At 69.8% G+C, this 20837-nt stretch carries 22 protein-coding genes and 2 tRNA genes; 7 read left to right on the forward strand and 17 right to left on the reverse strand.

Annotated elements, in window-relative coordinates:
• Positions 1-75: 75 nt before the first annotated feature.
• The 4 genes from ACA511_RS19495 to ACA511_RS19510 form a co-directional block, all read right to left on the reverse strand.
• Positions 76-414 (reverse strand): Imm51 family immunity protein, encoded by a 339-nt coding sequence (locus ACA511_RS19495; RefSeq protein WP_375025817.1) that lies wholly within the window; start codon positions 412-414, stop codon positions 76-78.
• A gap of 117 nt (positions 415-531) precedes the next feature.
• The gene (locus tag ACA511_RS19500; protein ID WP_375025818.1) at positions 532-1773 is read right to left on the reverse strand and encodes an RNA polymerase sigma factor; all 1242 of its coding nucleotides are present in this window, start codon (positions 1771-1773) and stop codon (positions 532-534) included.
• Positions 1770-2093, reverse strand: coding sequence for a YciI family protein (locus ACA511_RS19505; RefSeq protein WP_375025819.1), 324 nt, complete (start codon positions 2091-2093; stop codon positions 1770-1772). The genes ACA511_RS19500 and ACA511_RS19505 overlap by 4 nt, the downstream gene beginning before the upstream one ends.
• Before the next feature lie 150 nt (positions 2094-2243).
• Positions 2244-3080: an LLM class flavin-dependent oxidoreductase gene (locus ACA511_RS19510; RefSeq protein WP_375025820.1), complete on the reverse strand. Its 837-nt coding sequence runs from the start codon at positions 3078-3080 to the stop codon at positions 2244-2246.
• A 174-nt stretch (positions 3081-3254) separates the two neighbouring features.
• On the opposite strand from ACA511_RS19510, the gene ACA511_RS19515 reads away from it, so the two are divergent.
• Together ACA511_RS19515 and ACA511_RS19520 are read left to right on the forward strand one after the other, a co-directional pair.
• A complete protein-coding gene (locus ACA511_RS19515) occupies positions 3255-3491 on the forward strand; it encodes a hypothetical protein (RefSeq protein ID WP_375025821.1) in 237 nt (78 codons plus the stop codon).
• A 75-nt stretch (positions 3492-3566) separates the two neighbouring features.
• Positions 3567-3977, forward strand: a complete 411-nt coding sequence (locus ACA511_RS19520) for a hypothetical protein (RefSeq protein WP_375025822.1) — start codon at positions 3567-3569, stop codon at positions 3975-3977.
• A gap of 98 nt (positions 3978-4075) precedes the next feature.
• On the opposite strand, the gene ACA511_RS19525 is transcribed toward ACA511_RS19520, so the two are convergent.
• A complete protein-coding gene (locus ACA511_RS19525; protein ID WP_375025823.1) occupies positions 4076-5098 on the reverse strand; it encodes an LLM class flavin-dependent oxidoreductase in 1023 nt (340 codons plus the stop codon).
• 221 nt (positions 5099-5319) lie between these two features.
• On the opposite strand from ACA511_RS19525, the gene ACA511_RS19530 reads away from it, so the two are divergent.
• Positions 5320-5634, forward strand: coding sequence for a hypothetical protein (locus tag ACA511_RS19530; RefSeq protein ID WP_375025824.1), 315 nt, complete (start codon positions 5320-5322; stop codon positions 5632-5634).
• A gap of 50 nt (positions 5635-5684) precedes the next feature.
• Here the strand turns inward: ACA511_RS19530 and ACA511_RS19535 are convergent, their stop codons facing one another.
• A complete protein-coding gene (locus ACA511_RS19535) occupies positions 5685-6080 on the reverse strand; it encodes a winged helix-turn-helix transcriptional regulator (protein ID WP_375025825.1) in 396 nt (131 codons plus the stop codon).
• A gap of 109 nt (positions 6081-6189) precedes the next feature.
• Between ACA511_RS19535 and ACA511_RS19540 the strand changes: the two genes are divergently transcribed.
• The gene (locus tag ACA511_RS19540) at positions 6190-7107 is read left to right on the forward strand and encodes an NADP-dependent oxidoreductase (RefSeq protein WP_375025826.1); all 918 of its coding nucleotides are present in this window, start codon (positions 6190-6192) and stop codon (positions 7105-7107) included.
• A 251-nt stretch (positions 7108-7358) separates the two neighbouring features.
• On the opposite strand, the gene ACA511_RS19545 is transcribed toward ACA511_RS19540, so the two are convergent.
• The 10 genes from ACA511_RS19545 to ACA511_RS19590 all read right to left on the reverse strand — a co-directional run bounded on the left by ACA511_RS19545 (position 7359) and on the right by ACA511_RS19590 (position 15290).
• Positions 7359-8093 carry a class I SAM-dependent methyltransferase gene (locus tag ACA511_RS19545; RefSeq protein ID WP_375025827.1) on the reverse strand — a complete coding sequence of 245 codons (735 nt, stop codon included), beginning with the start codon at positions 8091-8093 and terminating at the stop codon, positions 7359-7361.
• Positions 8094-8548: 455 nt separating this feature from the next.
• The gene (locus tag ACA511_RS19550; protein WP_375025828.1) at positions 8549-8914 is read right to left on the reverse strand and encodes a hypothetical protein; all 366 of its coding nucleotides are present in this window, start codon (positions 8912-8914) and stop codon (positions 8549-8551) included.
• On the reverse strand, positions 8911-9612 hold the full coding sequence (locus ACA511_RS19555; RefSeq protein WP_375026286.1) for an NUDIX domain-containing protein: 702 nt from the start codon (positions 9610-9612) through the stop codon (positions 8911-8913). Before ACA511_RS19555 ends, ACA511_RS19550 begins: the two co-directional genes overlap by 4 nt.
• Positions 9613-9760: 148 nt before the next feature.
• Positions 9761-12805, reverse strand: a complete 3045-nt coding sequence (locus ACA511_RS19560) for an AAA domain-containing protein (RefSeq protein WP_375025829.1) — start codon at positions 12803-12805, stop codon at positions 9761-9763.
• Between the two features lie 712 nt (positions 12806-13517).
• Positions 13518-13790: a hypothetical protein gene (locus ACA511_RS19565; protein WP_375025831.1), complete on the reverse strand. Its 273-nt coding sequence runs from the start codon at positions 13788-13790 to the stop codon at positions 13518-13520.
• Complete coding sequence (locus ACA511_RS19570) at positions 13787-13984, reverse strand: hypothetical protein (protein WP_375025832.1); 198 nt, start codon at positions 13982-13984, stop codon at positions 13787-13789. The genes ACA511_RS19565 and ACA511_RS19570 overlap by 4 nt, the downstream gene beginning before the upstream one ends.
• 281 nt (positions 13985-14265) lie before the next feature.
• Positions 14266-14565 carry a helix-turn-helix domain-containing protein gene (locus ACA511_RS19575; protein WP_375025833.1) on the reverse strand — a complete coding sequence of 100 codons (300 nt, stop codon included), beginning with the start codon at positions 14563-14565 and terminating at the stop codon, positions 14266-14268.
• A complete protein-coding gene (locus tag ACA511_RS19580; RefSeq protein ID WP_375025834.1) occupies positions 14565-14933 on the reverse strand; it encodes a type II toxin-antitoxin system RelE/ParE family toxin in 369 nt (122 codons plus the stop codon). The genes ACA511_RS19575 and ACA511_RS19580 overlap by 1 nt, the downstream gene beginning before the upstream one ends.
• Before the next feature lie 185 nt (positions 14934-15118).
• A tRNA-Phe gene (locus ACA511_RS19585) sits at positions 15119-15192 on the reverse strand.
• Positions 15193-15212: 20 nt separating this feature from the next.
• Positions 15213-15290 (reverse strand) — tRNA-Asp (locus ACA511_RS19590).
• A gap of 261 nt (positions 15291-15551) precedes the next feature.
• Between ACA511_RS19590 and ACA511_RS19595 the strand changes: the two genes are divergently transcribed.
• The 3 genes from ACA511_RS19595 (at position 15552) to ACA511_RS19605 (ending at position 19880) form a co-directional block, all read left to right on the forward strand.
• Positions 15552-16967 (forward strand): amino acid permease, encoded by a 1416-nt coding sequence (locus tag ACA511_RS19595; protein ID WP_375025835.1) that lies wholly within the window; start codon positions 15552-15554, stop codon positions 16965-16967.
• 49 nt (positions 16968-17016) lie between these two features.
• Entirely contained in the window at positions 17017-18735 is a 1719-nt protein-coding gene (locus ACA511_RS19600) for an adenylate/guanylate cyclase domain-containing protein (protein ID WP_375025836.1), read from the forward strand.
• A 173-nt stretch (positions 18736-18908) separates the two neighbouring features.
• Complete coding sequence (locus tag ACA511_RS19605) at positions 18909-19880, forward strand: glycerophosphodiester phosphodiesterase (protein WP_375025837.1); 972 nt, start codon at positions 18909-18911, stop codon at positions 19878-19880.
• On the opposite strand, the gene ACA511_RS19610 is transcribed toward ACA511_RS19605, so the two are convergent.
• A complete protein-coding gene (locus tag ACA511_RS19610) occupies positions 19881-20762 on the reverse strand; it encodes a LysR family transcriptional regulator (RefSeq protein WP_375025838.1) in 882 nt (293 codons plus the stop codon). It lies immediately after the preceding gene.
• Between the last annotated feature and the right edge of the window lie 75 nt (positions 20763-20837).

Raw genomic sequence — 20837 nt, forward strand, 5'->3', positions numbered from 1 at the left:
ACGAGATGCTCACCGAACCGGCCGGACGATTCGCAGAGGCGACCCGCGCCCGCGATCCACGATGATGGGCTGAGGCTAGTCGTCGAACTCGAAGCCGGCGGCCTCCGCCGAGGCGATGAGCGTGCGCATGCGATCGCCGTCGGTGGTGACGGGGATGATCAGCTCGGCCAGCTCTTGGAGCGCGGTTCGGTCCTCGCCGTACGCGCAGAACATGCCGCCTTCGGGGTCGTAGCCGAACCGCCCGTCGAGGGCCGGGGCCTCGGTCTTCACGAGGAACCGCGCGACGCCCTCCCAGAAGTATCCGTTCGGTTCGTGACCAAGCTGCTCTACGAGTCCGTCCACTTGTGTCGTCCCCGCGTCCAGCAGCAATGAGAACTTCCCGGGCCTGGTTTCGACGAACCGCATCGGAGTCATCGGCGAAGCGTGGCAGCCCCGAAACGAGGTGGCAACCTGGAGGCTGACGACCTCGCGCGGGTCTTGGGCCGCTCCGGTCGACGTGGTGTGCGGGGTGCCGCCCGGGGCCTGTGGCCGCTATCCCAGTTGGTCGCGGCGGCGGGTCAGGTGCGCGGTTTCGGCGGTGTTGCCGGCCAGTTCGATGGCCTTGTCGTACGCCGCGCGCGCCTCCCGGCTCCGGCCCAGCCTGCGCAGCAGGTCGGCGCGGGTGGCGTGGTAGGCGTGGTAGCCGGCCAGCTTGTCGTCAAGGCGGTCGACGGCTGCCAGCGCCACGTCCGGTCCGTCGAGTTCGGCGACCGCGATGGCCCGGTTGAGGGCGATGACCGGCGAGGGGTCGAGGCGGACGAGGTGGTCGTACAGAGCGAGGATCTGCGTCCAGTCGGTGTCGCGGATGTCGCGGGCGGAGGTGTGCACGGCGTTGATCGCGGCGAGGATCTGGTAGCGGCCCGGGGCGGCTCCGGCGGCGGCAGCGGCGAGGCGCTCGCGCACCAGCCGGTGGCCCTCGGCGATCAGAGCCGCGTCCCAGGCCCCGCGGTCCTGCTCGGCCAGCGGGACCAGTTCGCCGCCGGCCGAGACCCGGGCGGCGCGACGGGCCTCGGTGAGGAGCATCAGCGCCAGTAGGCCGGCCGTCTCGCCGTCGTCCGGCAGCAGAGCCCGGATCAGGCGGGTGAGCCGGATCGCCTCGGCGGTCAGGTCGTGGCGCAGGGGGCCGGCGCCGGGGCGGGTGGCCAGGTAGCCCTCGTTGAAGACGAGGTACAGGACGGCGAGTACGCCGGACAGGCGCGCCGGGAGATCCTCGGCGGACGGCACCCGGTACGGGATGCGGGCCGCCTTGATCTTGGCCTTGGCGCGGGTGATCCGCTGCTCCATGGCGGTCTCCCGCACGAGGAAGGCGCGGGCGATCTCCGGGACGGTGAGACCGGCGACCATGCGCAGCGTCAGCGCCACGCGGGTTTCCATGGCCAGCGCCGGGTGGCAGCAAATGAAGATCAACCGGAGCCGGTCGTCGTCGATGGCGCCGACAGGCTCGGGCGGGTCGTCGTCGTACACCGTCTGAGCCTCCTTGTGCTTGTCGTCGCGTTTGTTCTCGCGCCGGATCCGGTCGATGGCCTTGCGGCCGGCGGTGGTGGTCAGCCAGCCGCCGGGGTTGGGCGGCACGCCGTCGGCCGGCCATCGCTCGACGGCGGCCGCGAACGCCTCGGCGGCCGCTTCCTCGGCGACGTCCAGGTCACCGAAACGCTTGGTCAGGGACGCGACCACGCGTCCCCATTCCGCGCGGTGGGTGCGAGTGATCGCCTCCCGGACGCCTGCGTCGTTCACAGGAACGGCCGCACCTCGATCTTCCGATCGCAGACCTCGGACGCCTCGGCGGCGAGCTTGAGCGCCACGTCCAGATCGGGCGCCTCCCACACCCAGACGCCGGCGAGGTACTCCTTGGACTCCACGAAGGGCCCGTCGCTGAACACCGCCTGCTCGCCCCGGTTGTCGACGACCGTGGCCGCGCCGGTGTCCGCGAGGCCGCCCGCGAAGACCCAGTGGCCCTCGGCGATCAGCCGCTCGTTGAACGCGCTGATGGCGGGCTGCCTGTCCGTACTGCCGGGATTGCTCTTGTCGTCGATCACGGAGACCAGGTACCGCATCTGAAGATCATCTCCTTTGGACGGCCCGTGCGGGCCGCCGCGCCTCGGTTGCGAACACCTCTGCCCCGACGGTCGTCCTACGCCGGAGATACTGCCAAGACCCGCACGGACGTGGGCGCCGACGTGCCGCCCGTCCAGTGACCGGCCTGCCTAACGCCCGGCCAGCTCGGCGACGACCGGGGCGAGCGCGCCGGCGGAGGCGGCGCCGAAGACGAAGTAGGAGAGGCCGAGTTCCTCCCGCCGCCGCTGGATCTCCTCGGCGGCCGCCGCGGGATCGTCCGGAAGAACCGCCAGCGAGTCCGCCGCGCGAAGCGCCGCCGCGTCGGTGTCGGGGGACGCCATGAACGGCGCGACGGTATCGCCGATCACCGCCACGTGCTGCGCGAGTTCGACGTCGCGGGTGGCGAGGGCGCGGAAGTCGCGCACCACCCGGGTGATCTCCGTCCGGTCGTCACCCGGCATCAGCGCGAAGGCGACCGTGTCCGCGAGGTCGGCCGCCAGCGCCCGCGCCTTCGGCCCGCGCACGGCCATCACCACAGGCGTGCGCTGGGCGGCGCCGTCGAGACCGCGCAGCGCCCTCACGGTCTCGTCCACCTGGGCCAGCCGCTCGCCCGGTGGCACGATGGGCAGCCCGAGGTCGCGGAGTTCGTCCTCGATGCCGGGCCTGCCGGTGCCGATGCCCAACTCGAAACGTCCCTCGGTGAGCACCGACAGCGAATGCGCCTCCCAAGCGGTGCTCCACGGCCGGCGCAGCGGGGAGGCGTACACCCAGGAGCCGACCCGCAGGTCGGTGATGGTGGCCGCCACGGCCAGCGTGGGCCCCGGGGCCGGCTGCCAGCGCGGGACGTCGGGCATCAGCAGCGTGGAGTATCCGTCGTCGGCGACGCGGCGCACTTGGTCTCGCCACGTCGGCAGATCTGTTCTGAGCGGGGCAACGACCCCGAACCGGAAGGGCCTGGTTCCGCCACTCGCCGTCGAATCGGTCATCGTTCCTGTCCTAGTCAGTAGTCGGGAGGGCCTCCGCCCCTGTCGGCGGACGACCGCGCGGCGCGGTCGACGTCCTCACCCCTGCTACGAACGCGGCTGCCCCGATCCGACACCGCCTCCCCAGAATCCTGCAGAGAATTCTCCGGCAGCCGTCTGCCGACACCCCGACGAGTGGTGAACTACCAGACCCCTTCCCTGACGGCCGGCCTCGGCCGCGCCATGGTCGCCCTGGCCGCCCGCCCCGCTGGAATGGCCGGACTCCTGACCGCGCAGGGCTTCGCCGTCGAGCAGGACGTCGACCTGCTGCACCTCGCCCGCCGCCTCGATTCACCCACCAGGCACAGTCGATCACTCCGCAACGGCCGCGTGGCCGTTGCCCGATTCACCGGCCCTGCCCCAGCCGGCCATTGACGGCCCCATGCGGGGCGTTCCGACGGTGGCGCGAAGGGTGGTTCGGCGGGAGGGCCTGTGGTAGCGATGTCGAGCATGAGCGAGACACCCGTCCCTTACGCCGGCGCCCACGACGGCCCCACGCGGGTCCTGCAGCTCCACACACGCCGTGGTGTGATCGCCAAGGCGGGCGTCAACGTCGGTATCGACGGCGCCCACTACCACCAGCGCTGGGGAAGGGCGGCCTTCGAAATCCCGGCCGACAAGCCAGTGCACATTGCCGTGTCGCAGGGAGGCGGCCAGGTCGGCGTCGCCGCCACGGTTCTCACCCCGGAGCAGCCATCTGAGCTGGAGTACCGTGGCCCAGCCGCCCTGTACCTCGCGGGCGCCATCGGCGCCCCCGGCACGGTCAGGCAGCCCGGCTGCCTCCTCCAGCTCGCGATACTCGTTCTCGGGCCCCTCATCGCGCTGACGCTCGTGATCATGATCGGCATCCTGCTGACCTGATGACCGCCGACCCGGCTTCCGATGCCCGTCCGCCACAAATCCGGCTACGCGCTCACGCCGCGCGCTCGATGCTCCCCCGGGCGGGGGTGGCTGCGCCTTTAGCGCCAGCCGAGTTCGGGCGCGACGTGGGTCAGGATGTCCTCCAGGACGTGCGCGTTGTAGTCCACACCGAGCTGATTGGGGACGGTGAGCAGCAGCGTGTCCGCGGCCTGAATGGCCTCGTCGCCGGCGAGCTGCTTGACCAGCACGTCCGGCTCGGCGGCGTAGGAGCGTCCGAAGATGGCCCTGGTGTTCTCGTCGATCATTCCGATGTGGTCGCCCGAATCGGCGTTCCGGCCGAAGTAGGCGCGGTCCAGATCGCTGGTCAGCGCGAAGATGCTGCGGCTGACCGACACGCGCGGCCGGCGCTGGTGTCCGGCGTCCTTCCACGCCTGCCGGTAGGCCTCGATCTGCTTGCGCTGCTGGACGTGCAGCGGCTCGCCGCTCTCATCGTCCTTGAGCGTGGAGCTTTGCAGGTTCATGCCCAGCTCGGCCGCCCACACGCTGGTGGCGTTGGAGCTCGAACCCCACCAGATGCGGTCGCGCAGCCCCTCGGAATGCGGCTCGATGCGCAGCAGCCCGGGTGGATTGGGGAACATCGGCCGCGGATTCGGCTCGGCGAACCCTTTGCCCCGCAGCACCGTGAGCAGCACCTCGGTGTGCTTGCGCGCCATGTCGGCATCGGTGTCGCCCTCGGACGGCTCGTACCCGAAGTACCGCCACCCGTGGACGACCTGTTCCGGCGATCCCCGGCTGATGCCCAGTTGCAGCCGTCCGCCGGAGATCAGGTCGGCGGCCCCGGCGTTCTCGGCGAAGTGCATCGGGTTCTCGTAACGCATGTCGATCACCCCGGTGCCGATCTCGATGCGCGAGGTCTTCGCGCCGATCGCGGACAGCAGCGGCAGGGGAGAGGCCAGCTGCCTGGCGAAATGGTGCACCCGGAAATAGGCGCCGTCGGCACCGAGTTCCTCCGCGGCCACGGCCAGATCGATCGACTGCAGCAGTGCGTCCGCCGCCGACCGGGTCTGCGAGCCCGCGCTGTCACTCCAGTGTCCGAACGAGAGAAAACCGATGTTCTTCACGCCGACACCAACCATCTCAGGGCCTACGAGATTCCAGACCGGCCGCGCTCACGATGCTCGTTCCTGCAGCGCTGTGCGTTGGCGTCCCCCACGGCGCACTGAAACTCATGCCGAGCACGCCGAAGGACGCCCACGTATAGGCGAGAAGGCCAAGGTGGACAAGCGGTCGGGGCTCGGCGGACGGCTCACGGCGCAGCAGCCTCAGTACAGCGGAGCCATTCATGGATTTGTCGGGGAACGTCGAAGTCGAGATCTCGCCGCAGACCCCGGACCGGGTGCTGATCGGCTGGCGCCGGGGAGCTGACTGGTCGACGTTCGCCTACGTCGACGAGGAATTCGGCCACGTCGACCCGGAGGACGTGCTCTGGTGGCTGCTCAACCAGGGCGCCCACCTTGATTCGATACGTCCTGCGCTGGCCGCCGCCTACCCCGACTTCGACCCTGACGCCGAGATCGACCATGCCACCATGCCCGACCGCACCGAACAGCGGGCAAAGGACGAGCAGCGCAGACTCGCCGCCCGCACCGAAGGATGATTCGCTCGTGCGGTGGGCGGATCCGGGAGGTCGGGCGTCCACCGGTTTCATCAGCGGGCGTCGAATTGGGTGCGGGCCTCGAAGACGCGATCCATGTGCGTCTCCGCCCAGGTCTTGATCGCGACCATCAGCGGGAACAGGTCCTGGCCGAGTGGGGTGAGCGCGTAGTCGACGCGGACCGGCACCGATGCGGTCACCGTGCGGGTGACCAGCCCATCGCGTTCCAGCTTGCGCAGGGTCTGGGTGAGCATCTTCTGGCTGACGCCGGCGATGCGGCGGGCGAGTTCGCTGTGCCGCTGCGGGCCGCCGGCGAGTGCCGGGATCACCAGCGCCGCCCACTTGTCGGTCAGCGTGTTCAGCAGTTCCCGGGTCGGGCAGCCTGCCAAGAACGCGTCATAGTCGCGTTTGGCCTGTTCTCGACGTTGCACGGCGGTCGTCGTCGCCATGTGCCACCTCCTATACCGGTGCCCTAGGCACTCCAAGGTACCTACTTCCTAGCGGTGCCCGATCGTACCTACCGTGAAGAAACCACGACATACAGCGGGAGGCACCACGATGCGCGCAGTCAGCTATTCACAGTTCGGTGAGCCGGAGGTCCTGTACGTGGCGGCGGACCTACCGGTACCGGAGCCAGGGCCCGGGCAGGTGCGAGTACGGGTCGCCGCATCCGTTCTGCACCCGGTCGACCTCATGATTCGCGCGGGCCGCTTCCCCGCACCGCTGCCGACCGAGTTGCCCTACACACCCGGCTGGGACGTGGCGGGCACGGTCGACGCGGTGGGCCCGTCCGTCGACGATCTCACTGCTGGTGACGATGTCATCGGCTTCTCACCATGGATACGCACCACGGTCGGCACCCACGCGGAGTACGTGGTGCTGGAGGCCGCCTGGCTGACCTCCGCACCCGCCGGGATTCCCGCCACCGAGGCCGCGACCCTGCCGACCAACGGCCTCGCCGCTGCCCAGGCCCTCGACCTGCTCGCGCTTCCGGCGGGCTCGTCCCTGCTGGTCACCGGTGCCGCAGGGCAGGTCGGCGGGTTCACTCTGGCACTGGCCCGGGCAGCCGGCCTGCACGCCACCGCACTCGCGGGGCCCGGCGACCGCGAGTTCGTCGAGTCGCAGGGCGCGGTGTTCATGCCACGCTCGGACGATCCGGTCGCGGCGGCGCCGCACCTCTTCGACGCGGTCGTCGACCTCGCGGTGATCGGCCCCTCACTGATGGAACTGGTCAAGGACGGCGGCGGTTATGTGGCCGCCTCACCCCCGCTGCGCCCCGACCCGGTGCGGGGAATCCGGACGTTCGCACTGGACGTACTACCGGACGGGTCCCGGCTGAGCGACCTGGTCCAACAGGTCGAGCACGGAGACATTCCGCTACGGGTCGCCGCGGAGTACTCCTTCGCCGACGCCGCGGCGGCCCACACCCGACTAGCCCAAGGCGGCGTGCGAGGCGCCGTAGTGGTCGTTCCCTAACCGCCGGGCCACCACCCCACAACGCACTCATCTGCCGCTGAGCGGCCTCATCGAGTCGGTGCAGTTGCTGCTGTGAGCGCGGTGGTCGTGACCCGGCCGACACCGCGATGACGGTGATGGCGGTCCTGTCGATGAGACGGAGGACGACCTTCCGAAAGCCGTGGAAACACACGTCTGGCTACTCGTTGTAATCGAAGGCGCTCGCCGGACGCCAGGTGACCACGGAGCCTGAATCGTGCCGGTAGGCGTGTTCAGGGGGTGGCTGGTTTGCGGGCGGTGAGCAGGCGAGTCGGGACCCACGGACTGCCCCACCACGCGCGCCAGCCGAGGCCGCGCACGCTGATGTCCTGGGCGTTCAGCCGGGCCAGCACCGCAGCGTACTCGCGGGGGGTCCGCGCCAGGTCGGCGATCAGCAGGCGGCCGCCCGGCCGCAGCACCCGGTACGCCTCGGCGATCGCTTGGGCGCGGGCGTTCGCGCCGAAGATGGTGTGCACCGTCAGGCTGGACACGACCAGGTCGAAGCTCGCCTCCGCGTACGGGAGCCTGCGCAGGTCACCCCCTTGCACGTGGACGCGGTCGGCGACGCCTTCGGCGCTGGCGTTGCGCAGGGTCGCCGCCGGGGTGTTGCCGGACTGGTCGCGTCCGCGCCACAGGTCCACGCCGACCGCCCGGCCCTGCGGGAGGCGCCGGGCGGCGGCCAACAGGACGGCGCCGCGTCCGCAGCCGAGGTCGAGCAGCCGTTCGTCGCCACGCAGGTCCAGCTCGTCCAGCACGTCCCGCCAGACCAGGAACTTGCCGCGCAGCGTGGCGTGCAGGCTCAGCGCCAGGCATCCCGCCAGCAGGGTGCCGGAGACCAGCGCGGGCAGCGCGGCGGCCAGATCGGCGGTGACCGCCATCACCAGCCCGGTCACCCAGAACCCCAGCACGACCAAGCCCACGAAGCCGAAGCCGTAGGGCGCATCCATCCCGTACCGCGCGCCAGGCATTCCGCCACTCTGCCACGAACTGTCCGCTCGTGGGCAGGCTACGACGCACTGGCCCACCGCCGACCAACTCCCCGCCGAGCACCCGACACCGTGGTGACGCCGACCCGGTCTCCACCCGCAACGGCGACGTGTGGACGGGCACCGGGCTGAGCACGTGCCTAGACCCGGCGCTCGCGCTGGTCGCCGACGACCACGGACAGAACGTCGCGCTGGGTTGCCGTCACCGGTCGGTGTTGTCAGGCGACTTTGATTGAGTGGGGACCGACGCTGACGGTGATGTCCACGTGCCCGCCGAGCGCGGTCACGTAAGCGCGGAGCGTCTCAACACCCCGGGCCTGTTGGCTCCGGGGCGTTTGTGCTGGTGAGTGGTGTGGGCAGGGGCGGGGTCGAACCGCCGACCTTCCGCTTTTCAGGTCACAACGTCCAAGCGCTGTACTGACCTGCGAAAACCCTGGTCACTCGAGAAGCCGATAACCGGTGAAGCCGTCATCCTCGCTGGTGCCGCCGTGGAAGGCGTAGACATGGGTCGCCACGACGACGTCGCCCAGTGCGATGTGGGAGTGCAGGGCTCCCGCCACCCCCACGAACAGCAGTGCTGCGGGGGAGAACTGGGCAATGGCGCGTTCGGCCAGTACTGCCGCGGATTGGTTGCCCTTGCCGACGAGCCCGAGAGCGATCTGGCATCGACCGCCGTCGAGCTGGCCGACCTCGAAGCGGGTTCCCTGTGGATGCCGATGCAAGCGCGGGCTGCGGAGCTTCTCTCGGACGGCGTCGTACTCAAGGTCTAATGCCGTGAGCACAACGATTGTGCTGCCACTCATCCTTCTGACCCATTCGTGTCGGGAGATTCGGTCGGCCGGACCATGGGGGGATACAGGTCCTTGCGCGCGCCTGCCTTGAACAGCCGTGCAGGACGTCCGGTCGTGATCTTGCGATCTGTGTCCGCCGCGACGATGAAGCCGCTGGACTTCTGGACCTTGCGATAGAAATTCCGGGGGTCGAGCGATATCCCCCAGACCGCCTCGTAGACCCGCTGCAGGTCGGTGATCGTGAAGGTCGGGGCGCAGAACGCCGTGGCCAGGGACGATCGTTCGAGCTTGGCCCGGGCGCGTTCGACGCCGTCCTCAATGATCCGCTGGTGATCGAAGGCCAGCGCCAACTCTCCGCACAGCACCTGATCGGTGCGCTGCCAGCGGGCACCCGCCGCGTCCGTGCCGGCGGTCGGCTCCGGAAGCCCAGGGGCGATCGCCAGATAAGCGACGGACACCACCCGACCGCGCGGATCGCGTCCCGGGGTGCCGTAGACGCCGAAATGCTCCAGATGCAGCGTCTCAACGTCCATGGCGGCCTCCTCCGCCAGTTCACGATGAGCGGCGGCGGTGAGGTCCTCCTCCGCATGGCGCAGGAAGCCACCGGGCAACGCCCAGGCTCCCTTGAACGGCTCGACGCCACGCTCCACGAGCAGGACGTGCATACGCGAATCGCGCAGCGTCAAGATCACCAAGTCGACCGCGAGCATCACGGTCGGCGGCGTCCAGTGGTCGTCGGTCAGGCGGCGAAGCTGCCTTTTGTCAGCTTGGCAAAAAAGGCGGCTTCAGGCTGGCGCACCGGCTACTGCGCTGTGACCGATCGGCAAGCCTCGTTGGAGACGGGGCGACTTGCGCGTGTCACGTGCCCTCGGGAAGCCAGCGGCTCAAGCGGGCCCTCGGGACGCTCACCGCGACGTGCCAGAGCTGGTGCCTGGGGTCCCACCTCGCCTGCACGAGACTTTTGGCCTCATCCTTCTCGTCATATGGCACACGCAGGTAGAGGCGGCCATCGACCACGTCGCCGGGGGAGATCCCATCTGCCGGTGCTGTCTTCGCGGATTGATGGGTCGCCTGGGGCCAAGAGCGGGCGGGCCGGTCCATGCGGGCGCGGTCGACGATGCGCCGCACGCGTTCACAGGACGTCGGGTCGGTGATCCGCATCATCAGATCGGTCGAGCCGCCGTGGGCCAGCAGGTTCAGGGAGCCGTGCCAGAGGACGGTGTCGTCGACGATCAGGACCTTCTCGTGCATGCGCTCGCGGGCCTCGATCTGGCAGCCGGCCGACCGCAGTGTCGCGACGAGGTCTGCCTCCTTCGTGCCGGGTTCGTGCTGCCGCGTGTGCACGGTGACACGCGCGCCGGCGGCGATGCGCGGTTCGAGACGCCGGAGCCAGTACCTCACCGGGTTCGCGGAGAGGAAGGCGCAGTAGATGTCGATGCTGCGGCGGGCGCGCGTGATGTCCCATTCGACGCCGCGGGAGACCTCGTCGGCGGGGAAGAATGCGGGCCGCGCCAGTTCTTCAGGGGCCAGGCCGCTCAGGTCGGCTGCGCTGCGCACCGGGACGAGTTCCTCGACCGGGAGCCGCTGGGCGTGCTTCTCGAAGTACCCGAGCATCCGGGCGGCCTCGCTTGCGGGGCTGAGCCGGCGGTGCATGAACTCGGTGTTGGCGACCAGGACGAGATGGTCCTGTGCGCGGCTCAGCGCGACGTTCAGCAACCGGCAGGTTGCCGAGGACAGCCCGACACCCTCGTAGAAGTAGCCGAGCCGGTCGCCGGCTCCCGCGACGGTATCGATCACCACGAGCGGGCGCTGGCTTCCCTGGAAGCGGTGGACGGTGTCCACCACACCGTCGTAGGTCTCGCCGAAGCGGTGGGTCAAGCTCGTGTTCAGCGCCTTCTTCTGGTTCTTGTAAGGGCAGATGACGGCGAGTCGGTCGGCCGGTCCTTCCCCTTCAGCGTGCACGGTGTGCTTGCGAGCGGCTAGGACCGTGTCGTACTGCAAGCCCCGGATCAGCTCGTGGATCACGGCTTCATGGACGGCGTTGGTGGTGTGAGCGTTCCTTCTTCCCCGGTCCGGGACCCGGCTGGAGGTGTCGATGAGCACCAGCTGGCCCTCGATCAGGGGTGAGGGCGGCAATCGCGTCCCCTCCTGCCGACCAGTCAGCAGCGGCGCGTCCGGATAGGCGACTTCGTTCACGACCGCGCAGATCGCCCGGCGCATGCGGTACTGCTCGTTGAGCGCGATCATCCTGGAGTCGCCGACGCGGGCGCCGCCCTGCGCATCGACGAGCCCGGCGGCGTGGAACGCGTCCCGGTCCATCCACAGCCGTGAGTGCTCGGTGTCCTGGGCCGGTGCCTTGCGGTTGTTCGAACCGCGGGTGACGGCGGGCAACTGCCGGAAGTCACCGGCCAGCACGACCCGCTTGCGGGCCAGGCCCGCCGTGTACCAGGCGGACGGCAGGTTCACCATCCCCGCCTCGTCGATGACCACGACATCGGTTTCGTCCAGCAGCCGGCGGGTCTGAACCGCCTTGGACACCGTCGTGCCCAGCACCCGGCAGCGGCTCCGCACCGTGTCCGCGATTTTCTGGCGTTTCTTTTGCAGGTCGTCGAGTTGCTGCTGCAGGAGGCCGGCGTCCTCCCGCAGCCGCGCCTCCGGAGCCAGCCCCTGTACTCGGGCCAGGATGCTTGGCAAGGCCGAGTCGATGGCGGCCAGTTCGGTTTCGCAATGCTGATAGTCGGCCCGAGCGACTCCGAGTCGCTGCGAGCAGGCCTCCCAAGCATGGCGATGGTGATACAGCTCGTTGTCGAGCGCATCGAGCTTCGCCTGCTTGCGTTGGGCGAACAGCCCCGAGGGGATCCCGATCTGGGCCATCTGCTCCTGGACCCACGCGATCTGCCTGGCGGCAGCATTCACTCCCGCCTCGGCATCGAGGACGGACTGGCCGGTGGCCGCCAGCCGCCGCCCGAGTTCATGGCGCTCGGCGGTGGCGCGCGCCGCCTCCTCGTGGCGGGCGATGCCTCCGCGTATCGCGGCGAGTTCTGTCGTGACCCGCGCGATCTCGGCGTCCAGCTCGCCGGCCAGCCGGTCGGCGATGCGGCTCCGGTCGATCTGCTCCCCGTACTTCTCGGCGAGTGACGCCACGGCGATGTCCCCGGCGCGCTGCACCAGTCCCGAGTCGAACTCGGGTTCCCGGGCCAGCAGGTCGCACATCCGCAGCAGCGCCTGGTCGACCGCGACGTGCGTGGGCGCTAGAAAGAGCACACGCAGGCCCTGCCGGTAGCAGCCCTCGACGATGCTTGCGACCACTTCGGTCTTTCCGGTGCCCGGCGGTCCCCAAACGAAGGTCAGCTCGCTGCCGAGCGCCTGTTCCACGGCGCGTCGCTGCCGGGTGTTCAGCTGGCGGTTCCGATACCCCGGGACGAATCGTTCCGTGTCGGCGCACCGGCCGATCTTCGGCTTGCCCTGATCGACCAGCCACCCTGCGGCGGTGAGATTCGTCTCCGGTGCCCCGGCGCCCATCTGCTCCAGCCGCTCGGTCAGCACCACGAGGCCCGCGGTGTCGTCCTCGACCAGCTGCGCGTTCGCCGGCGCGGTACCCAGCTCGGCCTCGGTGGTCACCCGGATCTTCCCGTCAGGCGACCGTGCCGCTTCGGCGCGTTCCCACGGGCCGCGGGACCGAGACATCCGGATCAGCAGATCCTTGCTGCCGAAGGTTTCCTTCCACCCCTTGCAGGTGAACAGGTACTCCCGCTCGGCGCCGGACTGCTGGACGAGCCGACCGTCGCGCAGCGACACCTTTTCGGCATTCGTCATGTCGTCGTGCAGGATCGCCGCGATCTCCAACTGCACCGCACGGTGCAGATGGGCTATGGGGTACGGCCCGGCTTGCTTCTCCGCCATCGATTCCTTCCCGAACTCCGTGGAACGTGACGAGCGCGACTGAACGCGCTTCGTTATGGGCTTCCGAGAGAGGCCGCCTGCCCGACCGTGCCTCGCTGTCGCCGCGGCCTGAGGAACGTCATCAACCTGTGCGGGCCTTCGCTGCCGTGCTTGCGCATGTGCGTCTCCGGGGGCTCGGTACTGGTCAGACCGATATCCGAGAAAGGGGCCAACTGTAGCCCATACATGAGTCTTTGCTCGGCGTCGAACGGTTTGCAGTGTGCCAGAAGTGGGGCTGCATGCCGACGCACCTTGACCGCGCGTTGACCCTGAGTCGAATAGGCGGCACCGACTCGCCGGTGAGAGCGCTCGATGATCACGCGCCGCTCAAGCGCGCCCGCCCCTTGGCCGCGCTCGAAGGGCGGGTGGCGCGAGGGGTGAGGTCGGTCAACGACAAGTCATGCAAAGGGGGGAATTTCAGCGATTCGTACTGACCGGGCGTTCCTCCGGTGCTAACACTGCGGTCATCGTCGGGACGTTGCAGGGACGACGTGCGAGGCCGGACCGGTGATGCAGGAGCTGATGCTCCGCCACCGCGCCCGCACGATGATCATCGTGTGTTCTGCGGGCCTCACCGTGCGGTGGCACGACGAGATGCGCGACAAGTTCGGCCTGGCTGACATCCCATTCGTCGTCCGGCGGCGGGACGGTGACCCGATCGCCTCGCTGGGACTCATGGCGTTACCTCGACTGGACCGAAGTCGCCGGAGGTCGGCCGAAGAGCTTCCTCGTGCTGTGTGCGGTCTGCTCTGATCCGTGCTGTGGCGCGCCAGCTGGTGATGACCTCTTGAGCGTTCGTGTCGAGATCGAGTTCGGTAGCGTCGGACAGGACGTCGACCAGTTCCACGGTGAAGGCGCGGACCTCGTCGGTGCTCAGCTGTCGGATCCAGGGGAACACGTCCGGCATGGCAACGAGCAATGCCCGAGCGCTCGGATCATGCTTCATGAGCGCAGGAAGATCCGTGATGCGGTCGTCAGACTCTCATCGCGCTGCTCTTCGCGGTCGGCGGCCGTGAGGTAGAAATCGGGAGCGTCGCGGTGGGTGACACGCAGCCGGCCGAGGCGCGCGGCGCGCTCGGCTACGGACTTCGGGTTACGGGACAAGTCGGAGAAGGTCACTGCGTCCGCGGTAGTGCTCATGCCGCCATCATGCTCAGATCACGTTCTGAAGTTGACGTTGCGAGAATTCCGGCGCGGATCCTGGCTTCTCGGCGGCGCGAGAGGTTGCAGCTCCGGGGTCGAACCGCCGACCTTCCGCTTTTCAGCTATGACATCACCCCTTCCGGGCCAAGGTTGGCCGAGGTTGGACGGTGGGTGAGGTGTGCCGAGGGGCGCGGTTGGTTGCCGCTGTCACAGTTGCTGTCACCTGGCTTGGCTCTGCGACACCGGGCCGACTCGGAGCCCATCCTGAGGTGGCTGGGTCACGCTGCTGCGTGCTCGCCAACGGTGATGGTGAACGTGGTGTGCATGGCCTTGGCGATCCGGTCCAGCATCGCCAGGGTCGGCACACCTCCACCGCCCTCGATGCGCGACAGCGCGGGCTGTGTGATGCCTGCGAGCTCGGCCACCTCTGCCTGGGTGAGCCCCAGTTCTCTGCGGCGCTCGCGGATCATGTCGCCGAGCCGGAGGTCAAGGCCGGCAAGGTCGTACTCGGGGTGGCTGGGTGCTCCCTCACGCAGCCGCTGCTCACGGTCAAGCTTCCAACGGGTGTGCCCGGCCATCACTCGCTCCTCTCGTAGGCATGGTCTGCTGGTCCTGTGTGGGCCGTCTCGCAGACCCGTCGTGCGTTCACTGCTCGCTCCACGTCCCGCGGTTGAGCGTCGTTGCGAACCTTCTGGAACACCGTCAGTAACACGATCAGGCGGCCAGGCCCGGTCGGTAGCCAGTACGTGATTCGCCAGGCCGTGTCCTCCAGGTGGAGGCGTAGTTCGCGGACGCCGTCGCGTAGTGCCTTGGTGTGGTCTCCATCGAGCATGTCACCTCGGTCGACCAGGTAGTCGTCCACGTTGCGCATGACGCGCTGATACTGGGCGAACGTCAGCGTGTCCAGCCACGTGACGACCTCAGGTTCCATCTCGATCTCGAACATACGATTGATGATATATACCATCGACGGTAAGTCTCGAAACCGAGTCTGTCCAGCCTGGATACGTGGATGGCCCTGGTCGGGGGGCTGCGAACCCTCGATCGTCCGCCGTGGGGCATCGCTCGTTGCTGTCAAGAACGAAGCCCCGGGGCCTGTTGGCTCCGGGGCGTTTGTGCTGGTGATAGGTGTGGGCAGGGGCGGGGTCGAACCGCCGACCTTCCGCTTTTCAGGCGGACGCTCGTACCGACTGAGCTACCTGCCCAGGACGCGCGTCGGCGCGTCTGGCGGTCCTGACGGGATTTGAACCCGCGGCCTCCACCTTGACAGGGTGGCGAGCACTCCTAGCTGCTCCACAGGACCTTGCTGCTCCGAGCCTAGTGGCTCCGGGAGGGTGTCTCGGCCGGTGGTGACCCGGCCTTCGGCACGTCCGAGAGCATACGCGATGCCCGAGGGACGCGCCAACTCGTTAAGGCGGGAGGCGGTGGGGGATAGAGCGTAACGGAGAGATATCGGACCAGTACTGAGTGATGCTGGATGCTGCGAGTTTGTGGCCGGGGGTCCTAGTCTGTCCGGGTTGCGCGACTGTGCGTGACCAGAGGGTGGCATAGAAGGGAGGCCGGCGTGGTCGCAAAGCTCCCAGACCAGAGCGCCGAGGGCTACCAGCGAGGACTCGGCACCCGTCAGATCCAGATGCTGGCGATCGGCGGGACGATCGGGACCGGGTTGTTCCTGGGCGCCGGGGAGAACATCGCCAAGGCAGGGCCGAGCCTGATCCTGACGTATGCCGTGGCGGGGCTGGCGCTGTTCTTCGTCATGCGGGCGCTCGGCGAGTTGCTCACGTACCGGCGGACGGAGGGCGGGTTCGCCGGGTATGCCCGGGAGTTCCTCGGCCCGTTCTGGGGATACGCCACGACCTGGACGTACTGGATCATCTGGGTGACGACCGGCATGGCGGAGCTGACCGCGGCCGGCACGTACATCCAGAAGTGGTGGCCGGGGGTCGAGCAGTGGCAGACGGCGCTGGTGGCGCTGCTGGTGCTGTTCGTGGTGAACCTGATCTCGGTGAAGCTCTTCGGTGAGCTGGAGTTCTGGTTCGCGATGATCAAGATCGCGGCCATCGTGATGATGATCCTGGTCGGCATCGGGGTGCTGGCCTTCGGGTTCAGCGACGCGGGCGACACGGCGAGCGTCGGGAACCTGTGGGATCACGGTGGCGTGTTCCCCGAGGGGTACTCGGCCACGATCATGACGCTGCAGATGGTGATGTTCGCCTACCTGGGCGTCGAGCTCGTGGGGGTGACGGCGAGCGAGGCCAAGGATCCGGAGAAGAACATCCCGCGGGCGATCAACGCGCTGCCGCTGCGGTTCGCGCTGTTCTACCTCGGGTCGCTGCTGGTCATCCTGGCCGTGGTGCCCTGGACGGCGTTCAAGGGCGGCGCGAGCCCGTTCGTCCTGGCCTTCGACAAGATCGGCATTCCGGGCGGGGCGGACATCGTCAACTTCGTGGTGCTGACCGCGGCCCTGTCGTCCTGCAACGCGGGCGGGCTGTACTCGACGTCCCGGATGCTCCGGACGGCCGGCGTGAACGGCGACGGGCCGAAGGTGCTCGGACGCCTGAACGGGCGCGGCGTGCCCGTTCTGACGGTCGTCATCTCGGCGCTCGTCATGGGCGTCGGCGTCGTCATCAACGCGCTCGTTCCGGACAAGGCGTTCGAGTACATCACCTCGGTGTCGACCGGCGGTGCGCTCCTGGTGTGGACGGTCATCCTCGTCTCGCACATGGTCTACCGGCGGAGGGCGACGGCCGGGGTCCTGCCGAAGTCGCCCTACCGGATGCCTTGGGCGCCCTACACGAGCTGGCTCGTCCTGGCGTTCTTCGCGTTCGTCACCGTGACGATCGCGTGGGAGGCCGATACGCGGATCGCGCTGTACGCGATGGCCGCCTGGGGCGCGCTCATCGTCCTCGGCTGGCCGCTCGTCCGGCGGAACTCGCAGGAGGCGGAGATGAGGGTCGCCGTGGAGAGCAGCAGCGCCTGACCGTCATGGGATGATTCCTCCAGGCGGTTCCATCCCTCCGGAGGCGCACGTGACCAGCAGGCTAGAGATCCGTGTGCGCTGGGTTCTGCTGGTCGTCGTGGGCGTCGCGAACGCCATCGGCTCGCTGGTCGTGCTGCTGTTCGCGACGTTCGTGCTGCCCGATCCGCCGCTGGACGACCGCGACTACGCCCGCACGGTGAACGCGGTGGCGTTCTTCGGCTACCCGGTGGTGGCCGCCCCGGTGGCGCTGCTCATGGGGTTGTGGCTGTGGCGGCCCGTCGTGACCTTCGTCCGGGACGGGGGAGACCCCGACCGGCGGCAGCGGCGGGCCGTCCTGCTGGGGCCGCTGCGGCTGACCCTGCTCGTCGGCGCCCTGTGGGCGGTCGGCGCCCTCGGCTGGGCGGTGCTCGACATCGTCCTGTTCACCGGGCGGCTGGCGGTGAAGACGGGCCTGACCTGCCTGCTCGGCGCGGCGACGACGTGCACGATCGTGTACCTGCTGTCGGAGCGGCTGCTGCGGCCGGCGGCGGCGCTGGTGCTGGGCGCGGAACGTCCGAAACGGTTCCGGCTGCCGGGGGTGACGACGCGGATGATGCTCGCGTGGGCGCTCGGGACGGCGATCCCGGTGTTCGGGCTGATCTGCGTCGCGATCGCCGCCCTCGCCGCGCCGGACATCAACGTCAAGCAACTCGCCGTCACGATCCTCGGGCTCGGCGGCGTGGCGCTGCTGGCCGGGGTCTATGTCATCTATATGGCGACGCAGGCGATCGCGGACCCGATCAAGGCCGTCCGGACGGGGATGGCGCAGGTCGAGCGGGGCGATCTCCGCGCCGAGGTCGCGGTGTACGACGCGAGCGAGGTCGGCCAGCTCCAGGCGGGCTTCAACCACATGGTCGCCGGGCTCCGCGAGAACGAGCGGCTGCGCGACCTGTTCGGACGGCACGTCGGCGAGGAGGTCGCCGACCTGGCGCTGGAGCGCGGCGACATCACGCTCGGCGGCGAGACGCGCGAGGTGGCGGTCCTGTTCGTCGATCTGACCGGCTCCACCAGGCTCGCCGACACGCGGAGCCCGGACGAGGTCGTCGGGCTGCTCAACCGGTTCTTCGGCGTCGTGGTGACGGTGGTGGCGAAGCACGGCGGCTGGATCAACAAGTTCGAGGGCGACGCCGCGCTGGCGATCTTCGGGGCGCCGACGCAGCTGGAGGACTCGGCCGGCGGCGCGCTCGGCGCGGCCCGCGAGCTGGCGGTGCGGCTGCGCGCCGAGGTGCCGATGCTGGACGCGGGGATCGGCGTGTCCGCGGGCCCGGTCGTCGCGGGCTACATCGGCGCGGAGGAGCGGTACGAGTACACGGTGATCGGCGATCCGGTGAACGAGGCGGCGCGGCTCAGCGACCTGGCGAAGGGCGAGGACGGACGGGTGCTGGCCTCGGCGGCCGTCCTCGACCTGGCGCATCTGGCCGAGTCGGACGAGTGGGACGTCGGCCGGTCGGTGACGCTGCGCGGCCGGAGCCGTCCGACGCGGCTCGGCACGCCGCGCCGTCCGTCCGTGCCGGCGCCGGCGCCGGCGGCCGAGGTCGGGCGGTCGGTGCGCCGGGTGCGCATCCCGCGTCCGCTGCGGCGGAGCAGGCGGCTGATGCTCGGCGCGCTGATCCTCTCGAAGGCGGCCAGAAGCGCGGGCACCCCGGACAAGGGCGCGAGCGCCCCGGAGAAGGGCGCCACGGCGGCGGAGGGCGCGAGTATGCCGGACAAGTCCGACGAGCCCGAGTAGCGTCGCCGCCGTTGCGCCGAAAGCGCCGCGCCGCCGCCGTGTCGTCCCCGTCCCGGACGGTCCGGATGCGTATCGTCGCCGACAGTACACGGTCTGCTACCGGCCCGTAACTTCGGTGTCACCGGACGGCTCCAGGGTTGGGGCGGACAGCCCCGGCTCCCGAGAGGTGACAGATGCACCGACGGAATCGTCTCGCGCTCATCGCCGTCACGGCCACCACGGCGATCGTCGTCCCGGCCGCGGCGGCCACCGCCGACCCCGCCCCGCCCCGCCCGGCGCAGGCCGCCACCCCCGATCCGCGGCCGCGCGCCGAGACCGCGGCGAACCACGCGATCGTGAACGTGGCGCACCGCGGCGCGTCCGCGTACGCGCCGGAGAACACGCTCGCCGCGTTCAAGCTGGCCAAGACCCAGCGCGCGGACGTGTTCGAGCTGGACGTCCAGGAGACCAAGGACCACCAGCTCGTGATCATGCACGACACCACGCTCGCCAGGACGACGGACGCCGAGGAGCTCTACCCGGACCGGTCGCCCTGGAACGTCGCCGACTTCACCCTCGCCGAGATCCAGCAGCTGGACGCGGGGTCGTGGTTCGCGGCGAAGTACGAGGGCGAGCGCGTCCCGACGCTGGGCCGGGTGCTGACCGCGATGCGCGGCCAGGGGCTCGGCCTGCTGCTGGAGATCAAGAGCCCGGCGCTCTACCCGGGCATCGAGAACCGCATCGCGGCGGCGCTGCGGCGCTCGCCGTCCTGGCTCCGGTACGACCCGCGCGAGCGGCGCCTCGCCGTCCAGTCGTTCGACTGGGAGTCCGTGCGCCGCTTCCACGCCGCCATGCCGCGCGTGCCGACCGGCCTGCTCGGCACCCCGAAGGCCGGGGACCTGCCGCGACTCGCCTCCTACGCCGACCAGATCAACCCGACGTTCGGCGACCTGACCGAGTCGTACGTGGAGCAGGTGCACGCGTCCCGCATGGACGTCCTCACCTGGACGATCAACGACCGCGGCGACATGGAGAAGGCCGTCCGCCTCGGCGTGGACGGGATCATCACCAACAGGCCGGACGTCCTGCGCACCGTGCTCACGGCGACCCGGACGACCCGGACGACCCGGACGACCCGGACGACCCGGCCCGCCGAAGCGGCCTGATCAGGGGAGCAGCCGGCGCGCGCGGGCGGTGAGGGCCCGCGCCGCCGGACTGCGCGGCCCCTCCGCCCGCCAGGCCAGCGCGATCCGCCCGCTCAGCCGCGGCCGGACGATCGGCATAGCGTGCAGCGCGTCCGGCAGGCCGCGGGCGGCGGACTCGGGCAGGACGGCGACGCCCAGGCCGTGCGCGGCGATCTGGGCCAGCACGGGCGGTTCGCCGGCCTCGAACGCGATGCGCGGGCGCAGCCCGGCGTCCGCGAACGCCGCGTCCAGGACGGCGCGCAGCCCGGTGCCCTTCGGCAGGCTGATCAGCGCCTCGTCGCCGAGCGCCCGCAGCGTGATCGTGGAGCGCCGCGCCAGGCGGTGGTCGCGGCCGACGGCGGCGTAGAGGTCCTGCTCGATGACGACCCTGGTCGCGACGCCCTCGGGCGGTTCGGCGCCGAGGCTGAGGAACGCGAGGTCGACGCGTCCGGTGCGGAGGCCCTCGGTCAGGGTGGCGGTGTCCTCCTGGATGACCGTGATCTCCACGTCCGGATGGTCGCGGTGGAACTCGGCGATCATGCCGGGGAGGTCGAGCGACCTGATCCAGTCGACCGTGCCGACCGTCACGTGCCCGCGCAGCAGCCCGGTCAGCTCGTCCACCGACAGCCGCGCGCCGTCGACGGCCGCGAGCGCCGCCCGCGCGTAGGGGAGGACGGCGGCGCCGACCTCGGTGAGCCGGACGGTCCGCCCGGACCGGTCCAGCAGCGGCTGGCCCAGCTCCCGCTCCAGCTGCCGGATCTGGGCGCTGACGCCCGGCTGGGCGACGTGCAGCCGGGCGGCGGCCTTGGTGAAGCTCGCCTCTTCGGTGACCGCGACGAAGTACTCAAGCTGGCGAAGCTCCATAACCGGCCATGCTAGCCGCGTACCTGTCCAGCGCGATGGCTTCTGCCGCAACGCCGCCGGGCCGGCTGCGCGCGC

Origin of the sequence: Actinomadura sp. GTD37 (genome assembly GCF_041951365.1) — a bacterium.
In the GTDB taxonomy this organism is placed as follows: Bacteria; Actinomycetota; Actinomycetes; order Streptosporangiales; family Streptosporangiaceae; genus Spirillospora.

What these genes read in the sequence shown, in the direction of transcription:
- ACA511_RS19495 (WP_375025817.1), bottom strand. Translation starts at nt 414, where the DNA reads ATGACTCCGATGCGGTTCGTCGAAACCAGGCCCGGGAAGTTCTCATTG.
- ACA511_RS19560 (WP_375025829.1), bottom strand. Translation starts at nt 12,805, where the DNA reads ATGGCGGAGAAGCAAGCCGGGCCGTACCCCATAGCCCATCTGCACCGT.
- ACA511_RS19570 (WP_375025832.1), bottom strand. Translation starts at nt 13,984, where the DNA reads ATGAGCACTACCGCGGACGCAGTGACCTTCTCCGACTTGTCCCGTAAC.
- ACA511_RS19610 (WP_375025838.1), bottom strand. Translation starts at nt 20,762, where the DNA reads ATGGAGCTTCGCCAGCTTGAGTACTTCGTCGCGGTCACCGAAGAGGCG.
- ACA511_RS19540 (WP_375025826.1), top strand. Translation starts at nt 6,190, where the DNA reads ATGCGCGCAGTCAGCTATTCACAGTTCGGTGAGCCGGAGGTCCTGTAC.
- ACA511_RS19545 (WP_375025827.1), bottom strand. Translation starts at nt 8,093, where the DNA reads ATGCCTGGCGCGCGGTACGGGATGGATGCGCCCTACGGCTTCGGCTTC.
- ACA511_RS19535 (WP_375025825.1), bottom strand. Translation starts at nt 6,080, where the DNA reads ATGGCGACGACGACCGCCGTGCAACGTCGAGAACAGGCCAAACGCGAC.
- ACA511_RS19510 (WP_375025820.1), bottom strand. Translation starts at nt 3,080, where the DNA reads ATGACCGATTCGACGGCGAGTGGCGGAACCAGGCCCTTCCGGTTCGGG.
- ACA511_RS19555 (WP_375026286.1), bottom strand. Translation starts at nt 9,612, where the DNA reads ATGCTCGCGGTCGACTTGGTGATCTTGACGCTGCGCGATTCGCGTATG.
- ACA511_RS19575 (WP_375025833.1), bottom strand. Translation starts at nt 14,565, where the DNA reads ATGGCCGGGCACACCCGTTGGAAGCTTGACCGTGAGCAGCGGCTGCGT.
- ACA511_RS19605 (WP_375025837.1), top strand. Translation starts at nt 18,909, where the DNA reads ATGCACCGACGGAATCGTCTCGCGCTCATCGCCGTCACGGCCACCACG.
- ACA511_RS19530 (WP_375025824.1), top strand. Translation starts at nt 5,320, where the DNA reads ATGGATTTGTCGGGGAACGTCGAAGTCGAGATCTCGCCGCAGACCCCG.
- ACA511_RS19565 (WP_375025831.1), bottom strand. Translation starts at nt 13,790, where the DNA reads ATGAAGCATGATCCGAGCGCTCGGGCATTGCTCGTTGCCATGCCGGAC.
- ACA511_RS19550 (WP_375025828.1), bottom strand. Translation starts at nt 8,914, where the DNA reads ATGAGTGGCAGCACAATCGTTGTGCTCACGGCATTAGACCTTGAGTAC.
- ACA511_RS19580 (WP_375025834.1), bottom strand. Translation starts at nt 14,933, where the DNA reads ATGTTCGAGATCGAGATGGAACCTGAGGTCGTCACGTGGCTGGACACG.
- ACA511_RS19505 (WP_375025819.1), bottom strand. Translation starts at nt 2,093, where the DNA reads ATGCGGTACCTGGTCTCCGTGATCGACGACAAGAGCAATCCCGGCAGT.
- ACA511_RS19520 (WP_375025822.1), top strand. Translation starts at nt 3,567, where the DNA reads ATGAGCGAGACACCCGTCCCTTACGCCGGCGCCCACGACGGCCCCACG.